This is a genomic window from Sphingomonas degradans, assembly GCF_053502645.1.
Map to the genome: position 1 here is coordinate 4,156,066 of NZ_CP177172.1, position 20,166 is coordinate 4,176,231.

Genomic DNA, 20,166 nt, shown 5'->3' on the forward strand with positions numbered 1-20,166 from the left:
GAATTAGGTTCCCCCCTGCCCCAAGTCAACCGGAGTCAGAACGGTTTCACCACCGCCAGTATAACGATCAGCACTGCGGCAAGCGCCGGCACTTCGTTGAGCAGGCGCAGGCGCCGCGACGGGATCGCCCCCTGCCCGCGCGCCAGCTTCTTCGAATAGGCGACCGCCCAGCCATGATAGCCCGACAGCAGCACTACGAGCAGCAGCTTGGCGTGGAGCCAACCGAGCCCTGGCTGCCCCTCGAACAGCCCCAGATTGACCGCCAGCACCAGCCCCAGCGCCCATACGACGACGATGGAGGGGGTCAGGATCATCCGGCGCAACATTGCCTCACGCCGGGTCCAATCGGCCGCCTGCGGGGTGCCCAGCGCTTCCTGATGGTGCACCAGATAGCGCGGCAGCAGGAACAGCCCCGCCATCCAGAAGATCACGAAGATGATATGGAACGCCTTCACCCATAGATAGGCGCCGCCCAGGAGCCCCGTCATCGCTCGTCTCCGCGCACGCGGGCCAGCAACTGCTCGACATGCGCGATCGGCGTGTCCGGCAGGATGCCGTGCCCCAGATTGAACACATGCGGCCGCTCGGCGAACGCGGCGAGGATGCGATCGACCGCCGCATCCAGCGTCGCGCCCCCGGCGATCAGCGCCAGCGGGTCGAGATTGCCCTGCACCGGCAACCCTTCAGGCAGCGATGCATGCGCCCAGACGGGATCGACCGTCTCGTCGACACCGATCGCATCCACCCCGGTCTCACGCGCATAGGCCGGAAGCTTGCCCCCCGCCCCTTTCGGAAAGCCGATGACCGGCACGTGCGGGGCGGCAGCATGGAGCGCAGCGGCAATCCGCGCGGTGGGGGCAATGACCCAGCGCTCGAACTGCGCGGGAGACAGGCTGCCCGACCAGCTGTCGAACAGCTGCACTGCCTCTACGCCTGCGGCGATCTGGCCCAGCAGATAGGTGATCGTGCACGCCTCGATCCGATCGACCAGCGCCTGCATCAGCGCGGGATCGCCATAGGCCAGCCGCCGCGCCTCCGCCTGTTCGCGGCTGCCCTGCCCGTTGATCATATAGGTCGCGACCGTCCAGGGACTGCCCGCAAAGCCCAGGAAGCTGGTCTGGGGGGGCAGAAGCGCCGCGACCCTCCGCACGGTGCCATATACGGGCTCAAGCGCCTCAGGCGCATCCTGGAGGCCGTCCAGCACGTCCTTTGCCTGCACCTTTGGGGCCAGGCGGGGGCCTTCGCCCGTTTCGAACCACAGATCCTGCCCGAGCGCCATCGGCACGACCAGGATGTCGGAAAACAGGATCGCCCCGTCCATGCCGAAGCGGCGGATCGGCTGGATCGTGATTTCGGCGGCGGACTCGGGGTCCATCGCGAGCGCGAGGAATCCGCCCTTTTCAGCCCGAAGCGCGCGGTATTCGGGCAGATAGCGCCCGGCCTGACGCATGAGCCAGATCGGCGGGACGGACTGACGCTCGCCGCGCAGAGTCTGGAGCAGCGGCTTGGCCGACGACGGGGGGGCGGACTGAGTCAGGGCACTATCCTAAATCTATAAGAGAAGAATCTTAGGGTTGTTGGAGTCAGTAGGGCGGTGAAAGCCGGGGTTTAGGACTCTGTCCGGATTCTGCCAACAGCTTGACTCATCGCGGGCCGCGGAACGCCGCAGATTCGATTCAGGGATTCCCGATTCCCACAGGCTGTGGACGGAATCATAACGCTGGGGATCGCGCTGTGGACGAATCACCCGTGACTCAGCCGGATTTCGGCGGCTTGGCCCGGCGCTCAGGTTACGCTAGCGGTTTTCGGCATGTTATCCACAAGGCCATCCCCATAGCCGTGCGGCTCCACCTCCACCTCCTCTCCGATTCCACCGGCGAGACGCTGGAGAACATCGCCAAGGCTGCGTTGGCGCAGTTCGACGATGTCGAGACGCTGCGCCATTTCTGGCCGATGGTGCGCTCCGAGGCGCATCTGGAACGCATCCTTCAGGAGATCGCGCAGAACCCCGGGCTGGTGATCTTCACGCTGGTGAACAGCGAGATCCGCCGGACGCTGGAAACGCGGTGCCGTGCGATGGGGCTGCCTGCGATCGCCCCGCTCGATCCGGTCAGCCACGCGCTGTCGGGCCTGCTCGGGCAGGAGGCAAAGGCGCGGCCGGGGCGCCAGCACACCCTAGACGCCGCCTATTTCGCGCGGGTCGACGCGATCCAGTTCACCATCGCGCATGACGACGGCATCGGCGCCGAGGATTGGGAAGAGGCCGATATCGTCCTCGCGGGCGTCTCGCGCTCGTCCAAGACGCCGACGTCGATCTATCTCGCCAATCGCGGATACAAGACCGCGAACATCCCGATCGTCGTGGAATCGCCGCCGCCGCCGTCGCTGTTCACGCTGCGCCGTCCGCTGATCGTGGGGCTGACGACCAGTGCCGACCGGCTGGTGCAGATCCGCCGCAACCGGCTGTTGTCGCTCAACCAGAGCCCTGAGACGAGCTATGTCGACCAGGAGTCGGTGCAGCGCGAGATCGCGCTTGCCCGGCGGATGTTCGCCGACAATGGCTGGCCGGTGATCGACGTCACGCGCCGCTCGATCGAAGAGACTGCGGCGGCGATCATCCAGATGTGCAACGAACGCACGCTCCAGACAGGAATGCCATGAAACTCGTCCTCGCTTCCCAAAGCGCGTCGCGCCGCGCGATGCTGACTCAGGCGGGCGTCCCACATGAGGCGGCGGCGGCGCTGGTGGACGAGGCATCGGCCAAGGATTCGCTGGTCGCCGGGGGGATCTCCGCGCGCGACCTGTCCGACGCGCTGGCCGAGCTGAAGGCGCTGAAGCTGTCGGGGATGCACCCGACGGCGCTGGTGCTGGGCTGCGACTCGGTGGTCGCGCTCGACGACGGCAGCCTGCTCGACAAGCCGGTGAGCCGCGAGGATGCTGCCGCGCATCTGCGCCGCCTGTCGGGGCGCACTCATGATCTGTTCAGCGCCGCGGTGATCGCCGAGGGCGGGCGCCCGGTGTGGCGGCACGTCGATCGCGCGCGGATGCATGTCCGTCCGCTGTCCGAAGACTTCATCGCCGACTATCTCGACCAGGAATGGCCCGCCATTGCCGGCTGTGTCGGCTGCTATCGGATCGAAGGGCCCGGCGTGCAGCTGTTCGCGCGGACCGAGGGCAGCCATTTCACCATATTGGGGATGCCGATGCTGCCGCTGCTCGACTATCTGCGCGTCCGGGGAGTGATGCCGTCGTGACCAGACTCTATGCCGAAGTGATCGGCGATCCGATCGCGCATTCCAAATCGCCGCTGATCCATGGGTTCTGGCTGAACGCGCTGGGCATCGACGCCGAGTATCGCGCGACGCATGTCACGCCCGAGGGGCTGGGCGCCTATTTCGACGCGCGGCGCGGCGATCCCGATTGGCGCGGGTGCAACATCACCATTCCGCATAAGCAGGCAGCACTCGATCATGTCGAGGATCGCGGCGACGTGCGCGCGAGCATCGGCGCGATCAACACCGTGCTGCGCGCCGAAGACGGCGTGCTGATCGGCACCAACACCGATGCGGGCGGTTTCTACGCGCCGATCGCGGGGCTGGAGCTGGAGGGCGCGCATGCCGTGGTGGTCGGCGCGGGCGGCGCGGCGCGGGCGATCCTGTTCGCGCTTTCGCGGGTCGGCATCGGCAAGGTGACGATCCTCAACCGCAACGTGCTGAAGGCGGCGGCGCTGCTTTCCACCTTCGGGATCAAGGGCCAGGCGCTGCCGCTGGCCGCGCCGCTGCCTCCGGCTCGGCTGCTGGTCAATGCCAGCGCGCTGGGGATGACCGGCCAGCCGCCGCTGGCGATCGACTTGTCGCCGCTGCCCGAGGATGCCGTGGTCTATGACGCGGTGTACGTGCCGCTGGAGACCCCGCTGCTCGCCCAGGCGCATGATCGCGGGCTGGATACGGTCGACGGGCTGGAAATGCTGATCGGCCAGGCGGCGCTGGCGTTCGAGCTGTTTTTCGGCGCGGAGCCGCCGCGCGACCGCGACGACGAACTCCGCGCGTTGCTGACGCGGTGAAGGGCTGGCCGTGCTGACGCTGGGCCTCACCGGATCGATCGGCATGGGCAAGTCGACCGTGGCGGCGATGTTCACCGAGGCCGGCGTGCCCGTGTTCGATGCCGATGCCGAAGTGCACCGGCTGCAAGGGCCGGGCGGCGCGCTGGTCGCCGCGATCGAGGCCGAATTTCCCGACACTACCGATGCGCAGGGCGTGAACCGCACTGCGCTGGGCGAGGCCGTGTTCGGCAATCCGGCGGCGTTCGCGCGGCTGGAGGCGCTGGTGCATCCTGCGGTTGCGGCGGCGCGGGCGGCGTTTCTGGCGGCGCATGCCGATGCCCCGCTGGTGGTGCTCGACGTGCCGCTTCTCTTCGAAGCGGGGGGATGGCAGGACGTGGACCGGATCGCCGTGGTCTCCGCTCCCGCAGAGGTTCAGCGCGCGCGGGTGCTGGCGCGGCCGGGCATGACCGCGGCACGGTTCGACGCGATCCTGGCCCGGCAGATGCCCGATGCGGAGAAGCGCGCGCGCGCCGATTTCGTGATTCCCACCGGCGGGACCCATGCGGATACGCGCGAACACGTACGTATGCTGATCGCTTGCCTCTCGGCGCCGACGGGAGGATAAGGTCGGCATGCGCGAAATCGTGTTCGATACCGAAACGACGGGGCTCAGCTTCGCGGGCGGCGACCGGCTGGTCGAGATCGGCTGTGTCGAACTGGTCAACCGGGTGCCGACCGGGCGCCATTACCACGCCTATATCAATCCGCAGCGGTCGATGCCGGTCGAGGCGTTCAACGTCCATGGCCTGAGCGAACGCTTCCTGTCGGATAAGCCGCTGTTCGAGCATGTCGTCGAGGATCTGCTCGACTTCATCGGCGATTGCCCGCTGGTCGCGCACAATGCCGGGTTCGATTTCGGCTTCCTGAACGGCGAACTGGGGCGGTGCAGCCGCCCGCTCGTGGACATGGGGCGGATGGTCGATACGCTGACCATCGCGCGCAGCCGGCATCCCGGCGCGAAGCACACGCTGGACGCGCTGTGCAACCGCTATGGCATCGACCTGAGCGCGCGCCAGCTGCACGGGGCGTTGCTCGACGCGCAGCTGCTGGCGCAGGTCTATGTCGAGCTGACCGGCGGGCGACAGATCACGTTGGGGCTGGCGGTGGACACGCCCGTGCTGCGCGAGACCCCGGCGGAGGCGCCGACGCGGGTCCATGTTCGCCCCGCGCGCCATTTTGCGGCGAGCGAGGCGGAACTTGCGCGCCACGCAACGTTTCTCAAGGGGTTGGAAGATCCGCTCTGGGGGGTGGCCGCATCCGGTTGACGCAGGATGACGATCCGCCAGGCGGCGCGTTGAAAATTTAGTGTAGTAGGAGAATTGCCCATGGATATCCGTGTTTCTGGCCACCAGGTCGACACCGGCGGCGCGCTGCAGACGCAGGTTGCGGATCGGCTCCAGGGTATTGCCGACAAATATTTCTCGCGCGCGATCTCGTCGAACGTCACGTTCGGCAAGGGGCCGCACGACAACGGCTTCACCTGCGACATCGTGATGCACGTGATGCAGGGGCTGGTGCTCAAGGCATCGAACACCGGCATGGAGGCCAATGGCGCCTTTGCGGGTGCGGCCGACCGCATCGACAAGCAGCTGCGACGCTATACCCGCCGCCTGAAGGATCGCCAGAACGGCGAAATCAATGCGCTCGCCGAAGTTGGCGCCTATGATGCCGGCTATACGCTGTTCCAGGAGCACACCGAGGAAGAGGAAATCGCCGATGCGCCGCTCATCATCGCCGAGACGCGCGTCGACGTGCCAGAGGCGACGGTGTCCGACGCGGTGATGATGCTCGATCTGCGCAACACCAACGCCCTGTTGTTCCGCAACACCGGAACCGGCAGCTTCAACATGGTCTATCGCCGTGGCGACGGCACGATCGGCTGGGTGGAGCCCAATCGCGTTCAAGGATGACGTCACGCCCCGGGGGGGCATGATATGCTGATGCATGCCCGGGGGCCGGGGGGCCCCCGCTACTGGATGATTGATGACCGAACTTAACGATCTGCTCACGTCGGAAGCCGTGCTGTCCGGCGTGAGCGCTGCCAACAAGAAGAACCTGTTCCAGCAACTGGGGGCCGCTGCGGCGCGCGCCTATGGGCTGGACGCACGCGCCGTTGCCGATCGGCTGGCCGAGCGGGAAAAGCTCGGCTCGACCGGCTTTGGCGGCGGAATCGCGATTCCGCACGGCAAGCTGGATGGCCTGCGGCGGGTGTGCGGCGTTTTCGCGACGCTCACCCACCCGATCGACTTCGGCGCAGTGGATGAGCTGCCGGTCGACATGGTGTTCATGCTCGTGTCGCCTACCGGCGCAGGGGCCGAGCATCTGAAGGCACTGGCCTGTGTCTCGCGCCACCTGCGCGACCGCAACTTTGCCGCCAAGCTGCGCGGGGCCGGCTCGCCCGACGCGCTGTTCGCGCTGCTCGCCCGCGTGGAAGCGCGTGACGCAGCCTGATCCCGCACCCCCGCCGCAGGGCGAGGCGGCGCATTTCCGTGCGCTCGAATCGCTCTATGCGGCGGCGCCGATCAACCAGCTGTTCGACTCGGTGCTCGAGATTCCGGAAAGCGGGATCGCACGCATCCGCTTCAACATTGAACCGCAACTGTTCCACGCAGCCGGGGCCGCGCACGGTACGAGCTATTTCAAGATGCTCGACGATGCGGCCTTCTATGCGGCCAACAGCCTTGTCACCGATCGTTTCCTGCTGACCACGGCGTTCAACCTGCTGCTCACCAAGCCGCTGGCCGAAGGGCCGGTGGTGGCCGAGGGCCGCTGGGTCAGCGGCCAGCGCCGCGTGTTCGTGGCCGAGGCGCGGCTGATCGATTCCACCGGCGAAGAGGCGGCGCGCGGCACCGGCACCTTCATGCGCTCTAGAATCCCGCTCGCCTCGCTCCCCGGCTATCGGGCGGGTTGATGGCGCGGCTGACGAGCGCGATGCAGGTCAGCGCGCTGATCCGCCGGGTCAACCAGGAAGGGGGCGCGGCAATGGTGCTGGCGCGCGGCGACGCGACCGCAGGCGCGATCCTGGTGCTGGCACTGGAAAAGGGCGGAAATCCGCGCTTTTTCGAGCGTGGCGTGGGGCCGGAAGGGACCCCCATGCTGCTCCCTTCGGGGCCCAGCGAACTCCCTGACGACGCGGCGGTCACGGCCTATTGGCAGCGCCGCCGCGCGCGCGACACCGATCTGTGGGTGATCGAACTGGACGTCGCATCGGCAGAACGGTTCGCCGCTGAAACGATGTCGCTGAGTTGACATTGCACGCCTGTGCAGGGAAAGGGGCCACTCGTATCCATAAGCGTTGTGCCGTTCGAGGTGTGAAGTCGAGCGGTTACGCAGTCGGGGGGAAAGTCCGGCGCGCCATACTGAGAAAAGTGGCCCGTCCGCACGCCAACCGCATAGTACTGAAAACAAATGAAGTTTCTGCCTCGCGTCGCGACTTTCGCGGCGGTGACATTTTGCGCTGGCGCACTTGCGAATGCTGCCACGCTCGACCCGACCATGACGGCACAGCCGGCATCGGTTCAGTCGGTAAACACGCAGGAACACCATGTTGTTCCGCCGCAACTCGCCGTTGCGGCCACCCTTCCGGAAAAACAGGACGGAGAGATCGTCCAGCCGCTGCCGCAGCAGGCGCTCCAGGAAGACCAGGAATTCGAATCGCTCTCAGCCGTCGTGGCAGCGCAGGACGCGCCCGAATCGCTGTCGAGCGAACTCAACTGCCTCGCCGCCGGCATCTATTACGAGTCGAAGGGCGAACCGCTCGCCGGCCAGCTGGCCGTTGCCGAAGTGATCCTCAACCGCACCACTTCGGGTCGTTTCCCGAAATCGGTCTGTTCGGTGCTGACCCAGCGCGGCCAGTTCTCGTTCGTGCGCGGCGGCAAGATTCCGACGCCGCCGGCCAATGCCCAGTGGCGCCGCGCGCTCGCCGTGGCGCAGGTCGCGCAGAAGGACCTGTGGGACAGCCCGGCCGAAGAGGCGCTGTATTTCCACGCGCGCTACAGCAAGGCGAGCTGGGGCCGCCCCACCGTCGCCACCATCGGCAACCACGTCTTCTATCGCTGAACCACGCCGGGAAAGTCCAATGGGGCTTTCCCGTGTTCGTGTAATGTTCTAGCGTTCGGGGATGCGCGATCTGCCATCCCCGGCCGCGGCCACGTCGGTCGCCCTCCCCCCCATAGACGCGGCCGACGTGGCGCGCGGCGTATCCCGCATGTTGTTGCGCCACGATTGCGTGGCGATCGCCGAAGTGCCGCTGGACGGGGGCCGGCGCGCCGATCTGATGGCGATCGATGCGCGCGGGAATATCGTTATCGTCGAGATTAAGGTGTCGCGTGCCGATCTGCTCGGCGACGGCAAGTGGCAGGAATATCTGCCGCACTGCGACCGGTTCTTCTGGGCAGTGCCCGCCGGGTTCGATCTGCGCCCGTTCGAACAGGAAGCGTTCCTGCCCGCGCGCGCCGGTATCCTGGTGGCGGACCGCTATGACGCGGCGGTGGTGCGCGAACCGGCGACGGTGCCGCTGGCCAGTCCAACGCGCAAGAAAATCACTTTGGCCTTTGCCCGCCGCGCGGCGCGGCGCGTGCTCAACCTGCTCGACCCGGAGGCCGAGCAGGTGTTTTGAGCGCTTAGGGCAAGGCTCATTGGCATGAGCCCGCCACCACCCGCCCCGCCTCCCCGCCCGACCACCAACGATACCATCAGGCTATGGTGGTCGGGTGGGGAGGCGGGGCGGGTGGTCTGCGCAGTAAACTTACAGCCGCGGCCCCGCTGCCGCAGCGTTGGTGTCGGTCTTGGGCGCATCGGCCAGCATCTTGGCGATCGCCGGAAAGCGCGTTTCGTCGCGGGCATAGTCGCGCGCGTTCTTGCCGGTGCGGTAATCGCCGCGATCGGGATTGGCCCCCGCGTCGAGCAACTGGCGGACCATCGCCTGGTCATGGTTCAGCACGGCGCGGATCAGCGGCGTCTCGCCGGCCGAATTGGCCAGGTTCACATTCGCCTTGTACCGCAGCAGGATCGACACGCCTTCGGCCCAGCCCTGGTTGACGGCGACGATCAGCGGGGTGTTGCCCGCGCGATCCTGGATATTGGGGTTGGCATCGTCCGCCTGGAGCAGCGCGCGCAGCCAGGTTGCGTCCGAATCCTTGTGGCGTGCCGCGACGATGTGCAGCGCACCCTCGCCATTGCGATCCTTGGTGTTTATGATCCGCAGCGACTTGTCCTGCAGGAACTTGTTGACCTTGTTGCCATCCGCCTTGCGGACCGCCTCCAGGAATTCATAGCTGTCGGAGAATTTCTGCGCGAAGGCAGGCGTGGCCGAGAACACCAGCACGGCAGCGGCGGCGAGGCGAAACCCACGGTAGTTCATGATCCAGCGACACCCTTTGTTCGGACGAGTTCTTGCAAGGCGCGGCGTAACAGATCATGGCAGGAGACGCTATGAATAGGATGTTTCAAGCGCTTGCATGCGCGCTGCTCGCGGCCCCGCTGGCGAGCTGTGGCGGGGGTGCGGACAAGCCCCCGCTCGCCGGTGCCCGCATCGGCGGACCCTTCGCGCTGACCAATCAGGACGGCAAGACCGTGCGCGATACCGATTTCACCGGCCGCTATCGGATCATGTATTTCGGCTACACCTATTGCCCCGATGTCTGCCCCACCGACATGCAGAAGATCGGCGCGGCGATGCGCGAGCTGGACAAGACCGACCCCCGGCTCTCGCAAAAGATCGTGCCGGTGTTCGTCTCGGTCGATCCCGAGCGCGATACCCCGGCGGCGATCAAGCAGTTCGTGGGCAATTTCCACCCCCGCGTCGTCGGGCTGACCGGCACGCCCGCGCAGATCGCGCAGGTCGCGAAGAACTATGCGGTGTATTTCAAGAAGCAGCCGGCAGCGCCCGGCGGCGGCTATCTGGTCGATCACCTTGCCGTCGCCTTCCTGATGAGCCCCGATGGCAAGCCGATGGCGTCGCTGCCGATCGACCAGGACGGCCCGGCGATCGCCGCGCAGCTGCGGCACTGGGTAAAGTGAGCGCGCGCTTCTGGGAGGATACGCCGCTCGACAAGCTCGACCGGGCACAGTGGGAGGCGCTGTGCGACGGTTGCGGCAAATGCTGCCTGCACAAGCTGGAGGACGAGGACACGGGCGAATTGCTGCCCACCAACGTTGCCTGCCGCCTGCTCGATCGCAAGATGGGCATGTGCAGCGATTACAAGCACCGCCACGCCTATGTCAGCGAGTGCGTGCGGCTGAACAAGAACAATGTGCGCGGCATCGAATGGCTGCCCTCCACCTGTGCCTATCGCCTGCGCGCGGCGGGCGAGGCGCTGCCCGGATGGCATTATCTGGTGTCGGGTGATCGCGAGGCCGTGCACCGCGCGGGGGAATCGACGCGCGGCTGGACGGTCTCCGAGGACGATGTCGGCGATTTCGAGCATCACCTGGTGGACCGGATCTTGTGAACCCGCCGGTCGAGGTCGTCCGCAACGCACGCGCCCGGCGCATGCGGCTTGCGGTCGATCCGCGCGACGGCCGCGTGCGGCTGACGCTGCCGCCGCGCGCCTCGCTGAAAAAGGCACTGGCCTGGGCCGAGGAGCAGCGCGGCTGGATCGCGGCGCAACAGGCGCGGCTGCCGCAGTCGATGCCGTTCGCGCCGGGCGCGCGCTTTCCGTTTCGCGGGGAGCAGGTCGAGATCGTCTGGCCCGCGCCGGGTGCGCGCGCACCCCGGCTGGAGGGCGACCGGCTGTATTGCGGCGGCCCGGCCGAGGGGCTGGAGCGCCGCATTGAACGCTGGCTGCGCGCCGAGGCGCTGCGGGTGCTGAGCGCCGAGACGGCGGACTATGCCGCGCGGGCGGGGGTCACGGTGACGCGGGTGTCGATCGGCGATCCGCGGGGCCGCTGGGGCAGTTGCGCCTCGTCGGGGGCGATCCGCTATAGCTGGCGGCTGATCCTGGCGCCCGATTTCGTCCGCCGCGCGACGGTGGCGCATGAAGTCGCGCACCGCGTCCATATGAACCATGCGCCCGCGTTCCACCGGCTGGTCGACGACCTGTACGAGGGCGATCCCGACGCGGCGCGCGCCTGGCTGCGCAGCCATGGGGCGGCGCTGCACTGGGTGGGGCGATAGGCGGGCGCTGAAGCGTTTCGCACGCAGTGCCCGTGACCCTGGGCCCCCGCTTTCGCGGGGGAACCGGGCGCTTCTGACTACCTGCTATTGCTGTGCGCCGTCGCGCGGCTGGACGCGATCGGGAGGCGTCAGAACCTGCGGCTGGCGTGACGGTTCGCGCGCCGGTGCGCGGCCCGGCTGTTGTTGCGAAGGCGGCGCGTTGCCGGTCATCCGGTCGATCCAGTCCTGATCGAGCTTGTCCTGCGGCTGCCCTTCGCCCTGGTCCTGCTGCGCGGGCGCCTCGCGGCCCTGGTCCTGCGGAACCGGATTGCCGTCTTCGTCGACGAACACCCCATTGTCGGGCCCGGCATAATAGGCGTTGTCCTCGGGCTCGAGCTGCCATTCGGGCAGCGTCACCTTGGTGTCGAACTCCTCGACCGGGCGGTTCGCCACCGCCTTGCGCATGAAGGCGGCGAAGGCGCGTGCGGGCGCGGTGCCGCCCTGCAGGCCGGGGACGACCTTCGCATCGTCACGGCCCATCCACACGCCGGTGGTGAGGCCGCTGGAAAAGCCGATGAACCAGCCGTCCTTGTTCGACGTGGTGGTCCCCGTCTTCCCCGCGACGGGGCGGCCGATCTGCGCCGCGCGTCCGCTGCCCGTGGCGACGGCGGTCTGGAGCAGGTCGGTCATCTGCGCGGCGACATAGGGGGCGACCAGCACATGGCTGGTATCGACTTCATGTTGATAGATCACCGCGTTGTTCGCCGTGACGCGCGTGATGCCATAGGGAGTGACGGCCACGCCCTTTTGCCCCACCGATGCAAAGGCGCGGGTCATGTCGATCAGCCGCACGTTCGACGTGCCCAGCACCATTGCCGGCTGGGTGTTGATGGGGGTCGTGATCCCGAACCGGCGCGCCATGTCGGCGACTGTGCTGAAGCCGACTTCCTGGCCCAGCTTCGCCGCGATCGTGTTGATCGAATAGGCAAAGGCCGTGCGCAGCGTGATCTGGCCCGAATTGCGGCGAGAATTGTTGCGCGGGCTCCACCCGTCGATCGTCACCGGCTCGTCGACCACCATGTCGTCGGTCTTGTGCCCGGCCTCCAGCGCGGCGAGATAGACGAACAGCTTGAACGCCGATCCTGGCTGGCGCGTGGCCTGTGTCGCGCGGTTGTAGATGGACGAGACATAGTCCTTGCCCCCCACCATCGCGCGCACCGCGCCATCGCGGTCCAGGCTGACCAGCGCGCCCTGGGCATTGCCCGGCGCGTTGGCGCGGATCGCATCGTCGGCGGCGCGCTGCATCCCCAGGTCGAGCGTGGTCCACACTTCCAGCGGCGCCTGCGTCTCGTCGATCAGCACTTCCAGCTGGGGCAGCGCCCAGTCGGTGAAATAGCGCACGCTGTTCTGGCGCGGTTCGGGGGCCAGCTTGACGGTGCGCGGATCGGTCGCGCGCGACTGCGCGGCGGTGATCTTGCCCGTCTCTGCCATCAGCGACAGCACCACGCCGGCGCGGTCCACGGCGGCCTCGGCATCGGCGCTGGGGGAGTAATGCGAAGGCGCCTTGACCAGCCCGGCGATAACGGCGGCCTCGGCCAGCGTCAGTTCGGTGGCGGGGTGGCCGAAGAATTTGCGGCTGGCCGCGTCGATGCCATAGGCGCCGCCGCCGAAATAGACCTTGTTCAGGTACAGCTCGAGGATCTGGTCCTTCGAGAATTTACGCTCGAGCGCCAGCGCGAGCACACCTTCGCGCACCTTGCGGCCATAGGAGCGCTTGAGCGAGAGGAAGACGTTGCGCGCCAGCTGCTGGGTGATGGTGGACACCGCGCTCACCCGGCCCTTGCGGTCGAAGCTGTCGCGGATGCCGCGCACGATGCCGACCGGATCGACGCCGAAATGCGATTCGAATCGCCGGTCCTCGGTCGCGATGATCGCGTCCTTCATCACCTGCGGAATCTGGTCGGACTTGATCCATTCGCCATAGCTGGGCCCGAGCGACACCAGCACAGTGCCGTCGGCGGCATGGACACGGATCATCTGGCCGTTGGGCGATGATTTCAGCTCGTCGAAACTGGGCAGCGACGACCGCGTCGAATACACGGCGATTCCCAGCGCGATGGCGGCGATCAGCCCCATAGCGGCGCCGGCGGCGATGCTCCACACTGCGAAGCGTTTCCAGCGGGAGCCGCTGCGGGCGCCGGGCTTTCCGGCTTTTTTCGGTTTGGTGGCCATGGAGGGGGTTCGGATACCGCCTATTCGGACGGCTCACAAGGATTAGGAGCCGGCAGTCTCGCCGCCGCTACCCCCGCTTGCGTTGCCGCTGCGTGAACGAAAATCCAGGCTGACCGAATTCATGCAATAGCGCAGCCCCGTGGGGGGAGGGCCATCGGGGAAGACATGGCCGAGATGCCCGTCGCATCGCGCGCACCGCGCCTCCACCCGGCGCATCCCGTGGCTGTTGTCGGCATGTTCGACCACGCGATCGGGCGCGATCGGCTGGGTAAAGCTGGGCCAGCCCGATCCCGAATCATATTTGTCGACGCTGTCGAACAGTTCGAGGTGGCACGCCGCGCACCGATAGATGCCGTCCGCCTTGTTGCCGTTATAGCGTCCCGAAAAGGCGCGCTCGGTGCCCGCTTCGCGCAGCACATGATATTGTTCGGGGGTCAGGCGCTTGCGCCACTCGGACTCGGAAAGGTTCAGCTGTTCCATCGCATCAGCATGTGTGGACGCGCGGGGGAATCGTCAATCACCCCTGTCGTTTTGCCCCAGCCGCACGCCGCTGGATTTGAGCTGCGCCTTGAGCATTTCGGGGCGCGGCGCCCACAGGAACCCGAAGCTGACCGTGCCATGCTTTGTCCCCACCGCATGGTGCAGCCGGTGCGCCTGGACGATGCGCTTCATATAGGACGAGCGCGGCACATAGCCGGTGCGCAGGCGGCGATGCACGATCACGTCGTGGAAACCGAAATAGATCGCGCCATAGGCGGCGATGCCGGCACCGATCCACGTGAAACCATCCCACCAGCCGAGTTGCACGCCGCCCAGCAGCAACACGAACGACGGCACGGCGAATATCGCGGCATACAGGTCGTTCAGCTCGAACGGGCCGGTGCGCGGGCGATGGTGGCTCTCATGCAGGAACCAGCCCGGCCCGTGCATCAGCCAGCGATGCGCGACATAGGCGAATCCTTCCATGCCGATCACGGTGGCGAGGAACAGGGCAAGGGCGGAAAGCGGGTGCATCGCGTCGATATAGGCGTTTCGGGGCCGCGCGTCAGTGGGTTTGGCCCGGATTGACGTCGAACGGGAAGCTTTGGTCTCCGCACGGCGTCGGTGTGAGGTCATAGGCAGCGAAAGCGCGCGTCGATCCGTCGGGCTTGCGCTCGGTGATCGTCCAGTGCCAGCCTTTGCCCTTGCGCTCCAGCCGGTTGCGATAGCCGGCGTCGGGATAGGCATAGTCGATTTCCAGCACGCCATTGGTGACGGCGCCCTTGCCGGCGGCGCTGTAGCCCGCGCCGAAACTGTCCATCCACCACCCGGCCAGCTTGTCGCCATCGTGCCCGCCCATCACGATCGCGGCGTCATACGGATCGGCGGGGTCCAGCCCGTGCATCTCGACCAGAATATAGCGTTCGCCCAGCCGCCAGCTGCCGCGCACTGCCATGCGCACCGGCTTGCCCATCACCTGTCCGGGGGCGTCCCAGCAGCCGGTAAGGCCCGAAAGCGCGCCAGCGGCGGGATCGGGGCGGATCGGCGCCGCGACCAGCGTGGCGGCAAGCGCGAGGGGGAGGATTGCGATGGGCATCGCGGAACGATAGCGCGCTCGGTATGAAAGCGAAACAACTCGGCGCCCTCGCCCTTGTCCTCACCCTTTGCGCCTGCGCGGTGCCCGAGGCGCGGCTGCGCGCCGGGCTGATCCGCGCCGGGCTGCCCCGGCCGCTGTCGGCGTGCATGGCCGGGCGGATGGTCGATCGGCTCTCGCTCAAGCAATTGCTGCGGATCGCCGATCTGCCGAACGCGGGCGCCTCCGAGTCGGTCGACCAGTTCCTCCACCGTGTCCGCGCGCTGGGCGATGCGGAGATACTGGGCGTGACGTCGAGTTCGGCGGCTTTGTGCGCGATCGGTGCCGGACGGTAAACCCCGGGGGTGGATTCGCAGGGGCGGCTGTGCTTAAGGCAGCCCCAAATCTTCGATTTTCCCAGCTCTTCGATTTCTAGCGAGGAATGCGCGCTCATGAACATCCACGAATACCAGGCCAAGGAATTGCTGGCCAAGTTTGGCGTTCCGGTCCCCGCCGGCTATGCCGCGATGACCGTTGAGGAGGCCGTCGAGGTTTCCAAGAAGCTCCCCGGGCCGCTTTACGTGGTGAAGGCCCAGATCCACGCCGGCGGCCGCGGCAAGGGCAAGTTCAAGGAACTCGGCCCCGACGCCAAGGGCGGTGTCCGCCTTGCCAAGACGCAGGACGAAGTCCGCGCTGCCGCTGCCGACATGCTTGGCAACACGCTGGTGACGATCCAGACCGGCGATGCGGGCAAGCAGGTCAACCGGCTGTACGTGACCGACGGCGTCGACATCGCCAAGGAATTCTACCTCGCGCTGCTCGTGAACCGTGCGTCGGGCCGGATCGGCATGGTCGTGTCGACCGAAGGCGGCATGGACATCGAAACCGTCGCGCACGACACGCCGGAAAAGATCCACACGATCGACATCGACCCCGCCACCGGCTTCATGCCGCACCATGGCCGCGCGGTCGCGGCGGCGCTGGGCCTGGAGGGCGATCTCGCCAAGCAGGCGGCCAGCACCGCGTCGAAGCTGTATGACGCCTTCCTCGGCACCGACGCCGCGCAGATCGAAATCAATCCGCTGGCCGTGACCGAAGACGGCAATCTGATGGTGCTCGACGCCAAGGTCGGGTTCGATTCCAACGCGATGTTCCGTCACAAGGACCTGATGGAACTGCGCGACGAGACCGAGGAAGACCCCGCCGAGCTGGAAGCGTCGAAGTACGACCTGGCCTATATCAAGCTCGACGGCGACATTGGCTGCATGGTCAACGGCGCCGGCCTGGCGATGGCGACGATGGACATCATCAAGCTGAACGGCATGTTCCCGGCCAACTTCCTCGACGTCGGCGGCGGCGCGAGCAAGGAGAAGGTCACGGCGGCGTTCAAGATCATCCTGAGCGATCCCGCCGTGAAGGGCATTCTGGTCAACATCTTCGGCGGCATCATGCGCTGCGACATCATCGCAGAGGGCATCGTTGCGGCTGCCAAGGAAGTGAACCTGTCGGTGCCGCTGGTCGTCCGCCTCGAAGGCACGAACGTCCAGCAGGGCAAGGACATCCTGGCCAATTCGGGCCTGGCGATCGTTCCCGCCAACGACCTGGGCGACGCCGCCCAGAAGATCGTGGCGGAGGTGAAGAAGGTCGCGTGAGCGACGCGGCCGCCCCGACGGCTTCGCCGGTCGAGGGCGGCTGCCGCTGCGGTCGCGTGCGGTTCCGGGTGACGGGCGATGCGCTCGTCACCATGGCCTGCCACTGCACCGGCTGCCAGCGGATGACCGCCAGCGCCTATTCGCTGAGCGGACTCTATCCGGCGGAAAGCTTCGCAGTGATCGAAGGCGAGCCGGTGATCGGGGGCCTGCACGGCCCCACCCGGCATTTCCATTGCGATCATTGCAAGAGCTGGCTGTTCACTCGGCCCGAGGGTCTCGACGCCTTTGTGAACATCCGCACGACGATGCTCGACGCGCCGATGCCTGCCCCGCCCTTCCTCGAGACCTGGACCGAAGAGGCGCTGCCTTGGGCACAGACGGGCGCCGCGCACAGCTATCCCAAATTTCCGCCCCCGGAATCCTTCGGCACGCTGGTGCAGGCGTACGCCGAATCGCTTGCGAGCGGTTGACGTTCGCGTAAACGTAACCCAATTGTCGGGGGACAGCCCTGACGGACAGGAAGGATGCGATGAAGGTCTTGGTGGCGGTCAAGCGCGTGCTTGACTACAATGTGAAACCCCGCGTGAAGGCGGACGGCACCGGCGTCGACTTGGCGAACGTCAAGATGAGCATGAACCCGTTCGACGAGATCGCGATCGAGGAAGCCGTGCGCCTGAAGGAAAAGGGCGTGGCGACCGAAGTGGTCGTTGTGACCATCGGCGTGCCCAAGGCGGAAACCGACGTGCTGCTCACTGCGCGTGCGATGGGCGCGGATCGCGCCATCCTGATCGCGACCGAGGACGAGGTGGAGCCGCTGGGCGTGGCCAAGCTGCTCGCCAAGGTCGCCGAGGAAGAACAGCCCGGCCTCATCATCCTGGGCAAGCAGGCGATCGACGACGACGCCAACCAGACCGGCCAGATGCTGGGCGCGCTGCTCGGCTGGCCGCAGGGCACGTTCGCGTCGAAGGTCGATGTCACCGGCGAGCGCGTCGCCGTGACGCGCGAAATCGACGGTGGGCTCGAGACGGTGGACCTGAAGCTTCCCGCGATCGTCACCACCGATCTGCGCCTCAACGAACCGCGCTATGCGACGCTGCCCAACATCATGAAGGCCAAGTCGAAGCCGGTCGCGAAGAAGACCGTCGCCGATTACGGCGTCGATATCGCCCCGCGCCTGACGACGCTCAAGGTCGTCGAGCCGGGCAAGCGCAGCGCCGGGATCAAGGTCGGGAGCGTCGACGAACTGGTCGAGAAGCTCAAGGGCATGGGAGTCGCGAAATGAAGACGTTGGTCTGGGTCGAACACGACAATCAGAGCGTCAAGGACGCGACGCTCGCCGTCGTCACCGCCGCATCGCAGCTGGGCGAAGTCCATCTGCTCGTCGCCGGCGCGGGCGTATCGGGCGTGGCCGAGGAAGCCGCGAAGATCGCCGGCGTGGGCAAGGTCCATGTCGCCGACGATGCCGCCTATGGCCATGCGCTCGCGGAGAATGTCGCACCGCTCGTCGCCAAGCTGATGGACAGCCATGACGCCGTGCTGTTTCCCGCGACCACCAACGGCAAGAACATCGCGCCGCGCGTCGCCGCGCTGCTCGACGTGATGCAGGTGAGCGATATCCTGTCGGTCGAGGGGCCGGACACTTTCACGCGGCCCATCTATGCCGGCAACGCGATCGCCACGGTCCAGACCCGCGATAAGAAGCTGGTCCTCACCGTGCGCGGCACTGCCTTTGCCAAGGCGGAGCCGAACGGCGGCACCGGCACCGTGGAAGCGGTGGCGGCGGAAGGCGATGCGGGGCTCTCCAGCTTCGTCTCGTCCGAAATCGCCGAGTCGGTCCGTCCGGAGCTGACCAGCGCCAAGGTGATCGTGTCGGGTGGCCGCGCGCTACAGAACAGCGAGAATTTCCACGCGCTGATCGAGCCGCTGGCCGACAAGCTGGGCGCCGCCGTGGGCGCGTCGCGCGCGGCCGTGGATGCGGGCTATGTCCCCAACGACTATCAGGTCGGCCAGACCGGCAAGATCGTCGCACCCGAAGTCTATATCGCGGTCGGCATTTCGGGCGCGATCCAGCATCTGGCGGGGATGAAGGACAGCAAGACCATCATCGCCATCAACAAGGACGAGGATGCGCCGATCTTCCAGGTCGCGGACATCGGCCTGGTCGGCGATCTGTTCAAGATCGTCCCCGAACTGACCGAAAAGCTCTGAGCCCGGCGTTCACACTGGAAGAACAGGGGGCAGCGCACCTGCAAGGTGCGGCTGCCCCTTTTCTTAAGGCGCTCGCAGCGCTGGCGGATCGAGTGCCGAGGGATCGCGCGGGCGTGCGCCTGCACGACGTGCCGGGACTTGGGGCGTTGCTCGCTCCCGATGCGCTCGGTGCCATCGCCTGCCGCACGCTCGGCGCGGAGGCACGGCCCGTGCGGGCGATCCTGTTCGACAAGAGCGATGGCAACAACTGGGCACTGGGCTGGCACCAGGATCGCACGATCGCGGTAACGGCGCGCGTGGATACGTCCGGCTTCGGGCCATGGTCGGTGAAGGCGGGATTGCTCCACGTGGAACCACCGTTTGCAGTGATCGAGGCGATGGTGACGATGCGCATCCATCTGGACGCGGTGCCGGCCGACAACGCGCCGCTGCTGATCGCGCCGGGATCGCATCGGCTGGGCCGCGTGCCAGAGGCGGAGATTGCCGGTGCGGTGGAACGCTGTGGCACGGCGATGTGCCTCGCCGATGCGGGGGATGTATGGCTGTATGCAACGCCGATCCTGCATGCGTCCGCCGCCGCTTCGGGGCACGCGCATCGCCGGGTGCTGCAAGTGGATTTTTCCGCCGGCACCCTGCCCCATGGGCTGGAGTGGCTCGGCATTGGATAGGTGGGGGTCGCCGGAGGGATTGGCCGACGACCCCCTCGCTTCGCCAGGGCGTTTGCGAAGCGAATGGGTTACGGCATCAGCACGCCGTCGATGACATGGATCACGCCGTTGGACTGATTGACGTCGGCGATCGTGATCTTGGCCTTGCCGCCCTTGGCATCGGTGATCCACCAGCCACCCTGCGGGCCGCTCGACACGGTGAGCTTCTCACCCTGCACCGTCGTCAGCATCGCCTTGCCGCCATGCGCCTTGGCGTCGGCGGCGATCTGGGCGGCGCTGATTTTGCCGGGGACGACGTGATAGGTCAGGATCGTGGTCAGCGTGCCCTTGTTCTCAGGCTTCACCAGCGTTTCGACGGTGCCGGCGGGCAGCTTGGCGAAGGCGGCGTCGGTGGGGGCGAACACCGTGAAGGGGCCGGGACCCGAGAGCGTCTCGACCAGCCCGGCGGCCTTTACGGCCGCGACCAGCGTGGTGTGGTCCTTGGAATTGACGGCATTCTCGACGATCGTCTTGGTCGGGTACATGGCGGCACCGCCGACCATCGGATAGTTCTGGATCGCAGCGGTAGCACCAGTGGCAAGCATCACGGCGCCGAGTGCGCAGGTGACTTTCGCGAGCGGAGATTTCAGCATCTTGGGGCTTCCTTCCGATTGGGT

Annotated in this window: 28 protein-coding genes; 20 read left to right on the forward strand and 8 right to left on the reverse strand. The window is 66.8% G+C overall.

Translation table 11 applies throughout. From position 1 onward, the window contains the following. Positions 1-35: 35 nt before the first annotated feature. Both ACG3SL_RS19140 and hemE read right to left on the reverse strand, forming a co-directional pair. Positions 36-488: a CopD family protein gene (locus ACG3SL_RS19140; RefSeq protein WP_448662748.1), complete on the reverse strand. Its 453-nt coding sequence runs from the start codon at positions 486-488 to the stop codon at positions 36-38. Continuing rightward, on the reverse strand, positions 485-1,537 hold the full coding sequence (hemE, locus tag ACG3SL_RS19145; protein WP_448665173.1) for a uroporphyrinogen decarboxylase: 1,053 nt from the start codon (positions 1,535-1,537) through the stop codon (positions 485-487). Before hemE ends, ACG3SL_RS19140 begins: the two co-directional genes overlap by 4 nt. A 302-nt stretch (positions 1,538-1,839) precedes the next feature. Between hemE and ACG3SL_RS19150 the strand changes: the two genes are divergently transcribed. The 11 genes from ACG3SL_RS19150 to ACG3SL_RS19200 all read left to right on the forward strand — a co-directional run bounded on the left by ACG3SL_RS19150 (position 1,840) and on the right by ACG3SL_RS19200 (position 8,720). Continuing rightward, positions 1,840-2,661, forward strand: coding sequence for a pyruvate, water dikinase regulatory protein (locus ACG3SL_RS19150; protein WP_448662749.1), 822 nt, complete (start codon positions 1,840-1,842; stop codon positions 2,659-2,661). 38 nt (positions 2,662-2,699) lie between these two features. Next, positions 2,700-3,254, forward strand: a complete 555-nt coding sequence (locus ACG3SL_RS19155) for a Maf family protein (protein ID WP_448665174.1) — start codon at positions 2,700-2,702, stop codon at positions 3,252-3,254. Beyond that, on the forward strand, positions 3,251-4,063 hold the full coding sequence (gene aroE, locus ACG3SL_RS19160) for a shikimate dehydrogenase (RefSeq protein ID WP_448662750.1): 813 nt from the start codon (positions 3,251-3,253) through the stop codon (positions 4,061-4,063). Before ACG3SL_RS19155 ends, aroE begins: the two co-directional genes overlap by 4 nt. Before the next feature lie 10 nt (positions 4,064-4,073). Then, positions 4,074-4,667, forward strand: coding sequence for a dephospho-CoA kinase (gene coaE / locus ACG3SL_RS19165; protein WP_448662751.1), 594 nt, complete (start codon positions 4,074-4,076; stop codon positions 4,665-4,667). A 7-nt stretch (positions 4,668-4,674) separates the two neighbouring features. Next, positions 4,675-5,367, forward strand: coding sequence for a DNA polymerase III subunit epsilon (gene dnaQ / locus ACG3SL_RS19170; protein ID WP_448662752.1), 693 nt, complete (start codon positions 4,675-4,677; stop codon positions 5,365-5,367). 60 nt (positions 5,368-5,427) lie between these two features. Beyond that, positions 5,428-6,012 (forward strand): ribosome hibernation-promoting factor, HPF/YfiA family, encoded by a 585-nt coding sequence (gene hpf / locus ACG3SL_RS19175; RefSeq protein WP_448662753.1) that lies wholly within the window; start codon positions 5,428-5,430, stop codon positions 6,010-6,012. Positions 6,013-6,085: 73 nt separating this feature from the next. Continuing rightward, a complete protein-coding gene (locus ACG3SL_RS19180; protein ID WP_448662754.1) occupies positions 6,086-6,553 on the forward strand; it encodes a PTS sugar transporter subunit IIA in 468 nt (155 codons plus the stop codon). Next, positions 6,540-7,013 carry a PaaI family thioesterase gene (locus ACG3SL_RS19185; RefSeq protein ID WP_448662755.1) on the forward strand — a complete coding sequence of 158 codons (474 nt, stop codon included), beginning with the start codon at positions 6,540-6,542 and terminating at the stop codon, positions 7,011-7,013. Before ACG3SL_RS19180 ends, ACG3SL_RS19185 begins: the two co-directional genes overlap by 14 nt. Further along, positions 7,013-7,351 (forward strand): DUF1491 family protein, encoded by a 339-nt coding sequence (locus ACG3SL_RS19190; protein WP_448662756.1) that lies wholly within the window; start codon positions 7,013-7,015, stop codon positions 7,349-7,351. Before ACG3SL_RS19185 ends, ACG3SL_RS19190 begins: the two co-directional genes overlap by 1 nt. Positions 7,352-7,510: 159 nt before the next feature. Beyond that, complete coding sequence (locus ACG3SL_RS19195; RefSeq protein ID WP_448662757.1) at positions 7,511-8,161, forward strand: cell wall hydrolase; 651 nt, start codon at positions 7,511-7,513, stop codon at positions 8,159-8,161. Between the two features lie 61 nt (positions 8,162-8,222). After that, on the forward strand, positions 8,223-8,720 hold the full coding sequence (locus ACG3SL_RS19200) for an MmcB family DNA repair protein (protein ID WP_448662758.1): 498 nt from the start codon (positions 8,223-8,225) through the stop codon (positions 8,718-8,720). A 129-nt stretch (positions 8,721-8,849) separates the two neighbouring features. Here ACG3SL_RS19200 and ACG3SL_RS19205 read toward each other — a convergent pair whose 3' ends face one another. Beyond that, the gene (locus ACG3SL_RS19205; RefSeq protein ID WP_448662759.1) at positions 8,850-9,464 is read right to left on the reverse strand and encodes an ankyrin repeat domain-containing protein; all 615 of its coding nucleotides are present in this window, start codon (positions 9,462-9,464) and stop codon (positions 8,850-8,852) included. Between the two features lie 71 nt (positions 9,465-9,535). Between ACG3SL_RS19205 and ACG3SL_RS19210 the strand changes: the two genes are divergently transcribed. From ACG3SL_RS19210 to ACG3SL_RS19220, 3 genes are read left to right on the forward strand one after another with little or no spacing between them, the layout of a single operon-like run. Then, positions 9,536-10,123, forward strand: a complete 588-nt coding sequence (locus ACG3SL_RS19210) for an SCO family protein (protein WP_448662760.1) — start codon at positions 9,536-9,538, stop codon at positions 10,121-10,123. After that, positions 10,120-10,554 (forward strand): YcgN family cysteine cluster protein, encoded by a 435-nt coding sequence (locus tag ACG3SL_RS19215; protein WP_448662761.1) that lies wholly within the window; start codon positions 10,120-10,122, stop codon positions 10,552-10,554. The genes ACG3SL_RS19210 and ACG3SL_RS19215 overlap by 4 nt, the downstream gene beginning before the upstream one ends. Continuing rightward, positions 10,551-11,219, forward strand: a complete 669-nt coding sequence (locus ACG3SL_RS19220; RefSeq protein WP_448662762.1) for a M48 family metallopeptidase — start codon at positions 10,551-10,553, stop codon at positions 11,217-11,219. Before ACG3SL_RS19215 ends, ACG3SL_RS19220 begins: the two co-directional genes overlap by 4 nt. 84 nt (positions 11,220-11,303) lie before the next feature. On the opposite strand, the gene ACG3SL_RS19225 is transcribed toward ACG3SL_RS19220, so the two are convergent. Genes ACG3SL_RS19225 through ACG3SL_RS19240 form a run of 4 tightly spaced genes read right to left on the reverse strand, consistent with a single transcriptional unit; the run spans position 11,304 to position 15,006 of the window. After that, positions 11,304-13,430, reverse strand: a complete 2,127-nt coding sequence (locus ACG3SL_RS19225) for a transglycosylase domain-containing protein (RefSeq protein ID WP_448662763.1) — start codon at positions 13,428-13,430, stop codon at positions 11,304-11,306. A 42-nt stretch (positions 13,431-13,472) separates the two neighbouring features. Continuing rightward, positions 13,473-13,910, reverse strand: a complete 438-nt coding sequence (gene msrB / locus ACG3SL_RS19230) for a peptide-methionine (R)-S-oxide reductase MsrB (RefSeq protein ID WP_448662764.1) — start codon at positions 13,908-13,910, stop codon at positions 13,473-13,475. Positions 13,911-13,943: 33 nt separating this feature from the next. Continuing rightward, positions 13,944-14,444 (reverse strand): sterol desaturase family protein, encoded by a 501-nt coding sequence (locus ACG3SL_RS19235; RefSeq protein ID WP_448662765.1) that lies wholly within the window; start codon positions 14,442-14,444, stop codon positions 13,944-13,946. Between the two features lie 31 nt (positions 14,445-14,475). Next, a complete protein-coding gene (locus ACG3SL_RS19240; RefSeq protein WP_448662766.1) occupies positions 14,476-15,006 on the reverse strand; it encodes a hypothetical protein in 531 nt (176 codons plus the stop codon). Positions 15,007-15,029: 23 nt separating this feature from the next. Between ACG3SL_RS19240 and ACG3SL_RS19245 the strand changes: the two genes are divergently transcribed. The 6 genes from ACG3SL_RS19245 to ACG3SL_RS19270 all read left to right on the forward strand — a co-directional run bounded on the left by ACG3SL_RS19245 (position 15,030) and on the right by ACG3SL_RS19270 (position 19,510). After that, on the forward strand, positions 15,030-15,338 hold the full coding sequence (locus tag ACG3SL_RS19245) for a hypothetical protein (protein ID WP_448662767.1): 309 nt from the start codon (positions 15,030-15,032) through the stop codon (positions 15,336-15,338). A 96-nt stretch (positions 15,339-15,434) separates the two neighbouring features. Next, complete coding sequence (sucC, locus tag ACG3SL_RS19250) at positions 15,435-16,634, forward strand: ADP-forming succinate--CoA ligase subunit beta (RefSeq protein ID WP_448662768.1); 1,200 nt, start codon at positions 15,435-15,437, stop codon at positions 16,632-16,634. Further along, positions 16,631-17,104, forward strand: a complete 474-nt coding sequence (locus ACG3SL_RS19255) for a GFA family protein (protein WP_448662769.1) — start codon at positions 16,631-16,633, stop codon at positions 17,102-17,104. The genes sucC and ACG3SL_RS19255 overlap by 4 nt, the downstream gene beginning before the upstream one ends. Before the next feature lie 59 nt (positions 17,105-17,163). Then, entirely contained in the window at positions 17,164-17,916 is a 753-nt protein-coding gene (locus ACG3SL_RS19260) for an electron transfer flavoprotein subunit beta/FixA family protein (RefSeq protein WP_448662770.1), read from the forward strand. After that, positions 17,913-18,842 carry an electron transfer flavoprotein subunit alpha/FixB family protein gene (locus ACG3SL_RS19265; RefSeq protein ID WP_448662771.1) on the forward strand — a complete coding sequence of 310 codons (930 nt, stop codon included), beginning with the start codon at positions 17,913-17,915 and terminating at the stop codon, positions 18,840-18,842. The genes ACG3SL_RS19260 and ACG3SL_RS19265 overlap by 4 nt, the downstream gene beginning before the upstream one ends. Before the next feature lie 113 nt (positions 18,843-18,955). Then, entirely contained in the window at positions 18,956-19,510 is a 555-nt protein-coding gene (locus ACG3SL_RS19270) for a phytanoyl-CoA dioxygenase family protein (protein ID WP_448662772.1), read from the forward strand. Positions 19,511-19,578: 68 nt separating this feature from the next. Here ACG3SL_RS19270 and ACG3SL_RS19275 read toward each other — a convergent pair whose 3' ends face one another. Next, positions 19,579-20,142 (reverse strand): fasciclin domain-containing protein, encoded by a 564-nt coding sequence (locus ACG3SL_RS19275; RefSeq protein WP_448662773.1) that lies wholly within the window; start codon positions 20,140-20,142, stop codon positions 19,579-19,581. Positions 20,143-20,166: the final 24 nt, after the last annotated feature.

What these genes read in the sequence shown, in the direction of transcription:
- ACG3SL_RS19140 (WP_448662748.1), bottom strand. Translation starts at nt 488, where the DNA reads ATGACGGGGCTCCTGGGCGGCGCCTATCTATGGGTGAAGGCGTTCCAT.
- ACG3SL_RS19155 (WP_448665174.1), top strand. Translation starts at nt 2,700, where the DNA reads ATGCTGACTCAGGCGGGCGTCCCACATGAGGCGGCGGCGGCGCTGGTG.
- dnaQ (WP_448662752.1), top strand. Translation starts at nt 4,675, where the DNA reads ATGCGCGAAATCGTGTTCGATACCGAAACGACGGGGCTCAGCTTCGCG.
- hpf (WP_448662753.1), top strand. Translation starts at nt 5,428, where the DNA reads ATGGATATCCGTGTTTCTGGCCACCAGGTCGACACCGGCGGCGCGCTG.
- ACG3SL_RS19180 (WP_448662754.1), top strand. Translation starts at nt 6,086, where the DNA reads ATGACCGAACTTAACGATCTGCTCACGTCGGAAGCCGTGCTGTCCGGC.
- ACG3SL_RS19190 (WP_448662756.1), top strand. Translation starts at nt 7,013, where the DNA reads ATGGCGCGGCTGACGAGCGCGATGCAGGTCAGCGCGCTGATCCGCCGG.
- ACG3SL_RS19195 (WP_448662757.1), top strand. Translation starts at nt 7,511, where the DNA reads ATGAAGTTTCTGCCTCGCGTCGCGACTTTCGCGGCGGTGACATTTTGC.
- ACG3SL_RS19200 (WP_448662758.1), top strand. Translation starts at nt 8,223, where the DNA reads ATGCGCGATCTGCCATCCCCGGCCGCGGCCACGTCGGTCGCCCTCCCC.
- ACG3SL_RS19205 (WP_448662759.1), bottom strand. Translation starts at nt 9,464, where the DNA reads ATGAACTACCGTGGGTTTCGCCTCGCCGCCGCTGCCGTGCTGGTGTTC.
- ACG3SL_RS19210 (WP_448662760.1), top strand. Translation starts at nt 9,536, where the DNA reads ATGAATAGGATGTTTCAAGCGCTTGCATGCGCGCTGCTCGCGGCCCCG.
- ACG3SL_RS19225 (WP_448662763.1), bottom strand. Translation starts at nt 13,430, where the DNA reads ATGGCCACCAAACCGAAAAAAGCCGGAAAGCCCGGCGCCCGCAGCGGC.
- msrB (WP_448662764.1), bottom strand. Translation starts at nt 13,910, where the DNA reads ATGGAACAGCTGAACCTTTCCGAGTCCGAGTGGCGCAAGCGCCTGACC.
- ACG3SL_RS19235 (WP_448662765.1), bottom strand. Translation starts at nt 14,444, where the DNA reads ATGCACCCGCTTTCCGCCCTTGCCCTGTTCCTCGCCACCGTGATCGGC.
- ACG3SL_RS19240 (WP_448662766.1), bottom strand. Translation starts at nt 15,006, where the DNA reads ATGCCCATCGCAATCCTCCCCCTCGCGCTTGCCGCCACGCTGGTCGCG.
- ACG3SL_RS19245 (WP_448662767.1), top strand. Translation starts at nt 15,030, where the DNA reads ATGAAAGCGAAACAACTCGGCGCCCTCGCCCTTGTCCTCACCCTTTGC.
- sucC (WP_448662768.1), top strand. Translation starts at nt 15,435, where the DNA reads ATGAACATCCACGAATACCAGGCCAAGGAATTGCTGGCCAAGTTTGGC.
- ACG3SL_RS19260 (WP_448662770.1), top strand. Translation starts at nt 17,164, where the DNA reads ATGAAGGTCTTGGTGGCGGTCAAGCGCGTGCTTGACTACAATGTGAAA.
- ACG3SL_RS19265 (WP_448662771.1), top strand. Translation starts at nt 17,913, where the DNA reads ATGAAGACGTTGGTCTGGGTCGAACACGACAATCAGAGCGTCAAGGAC.
- ACG3SL_RS19275 (WP_448662773.1), bottom strand. Translation starts at nt 20,142, where the DNA reads ATGCTGAAATCTCCGCTCGCGAAAGTCACCTGCGCACTCGGCGCCGTG.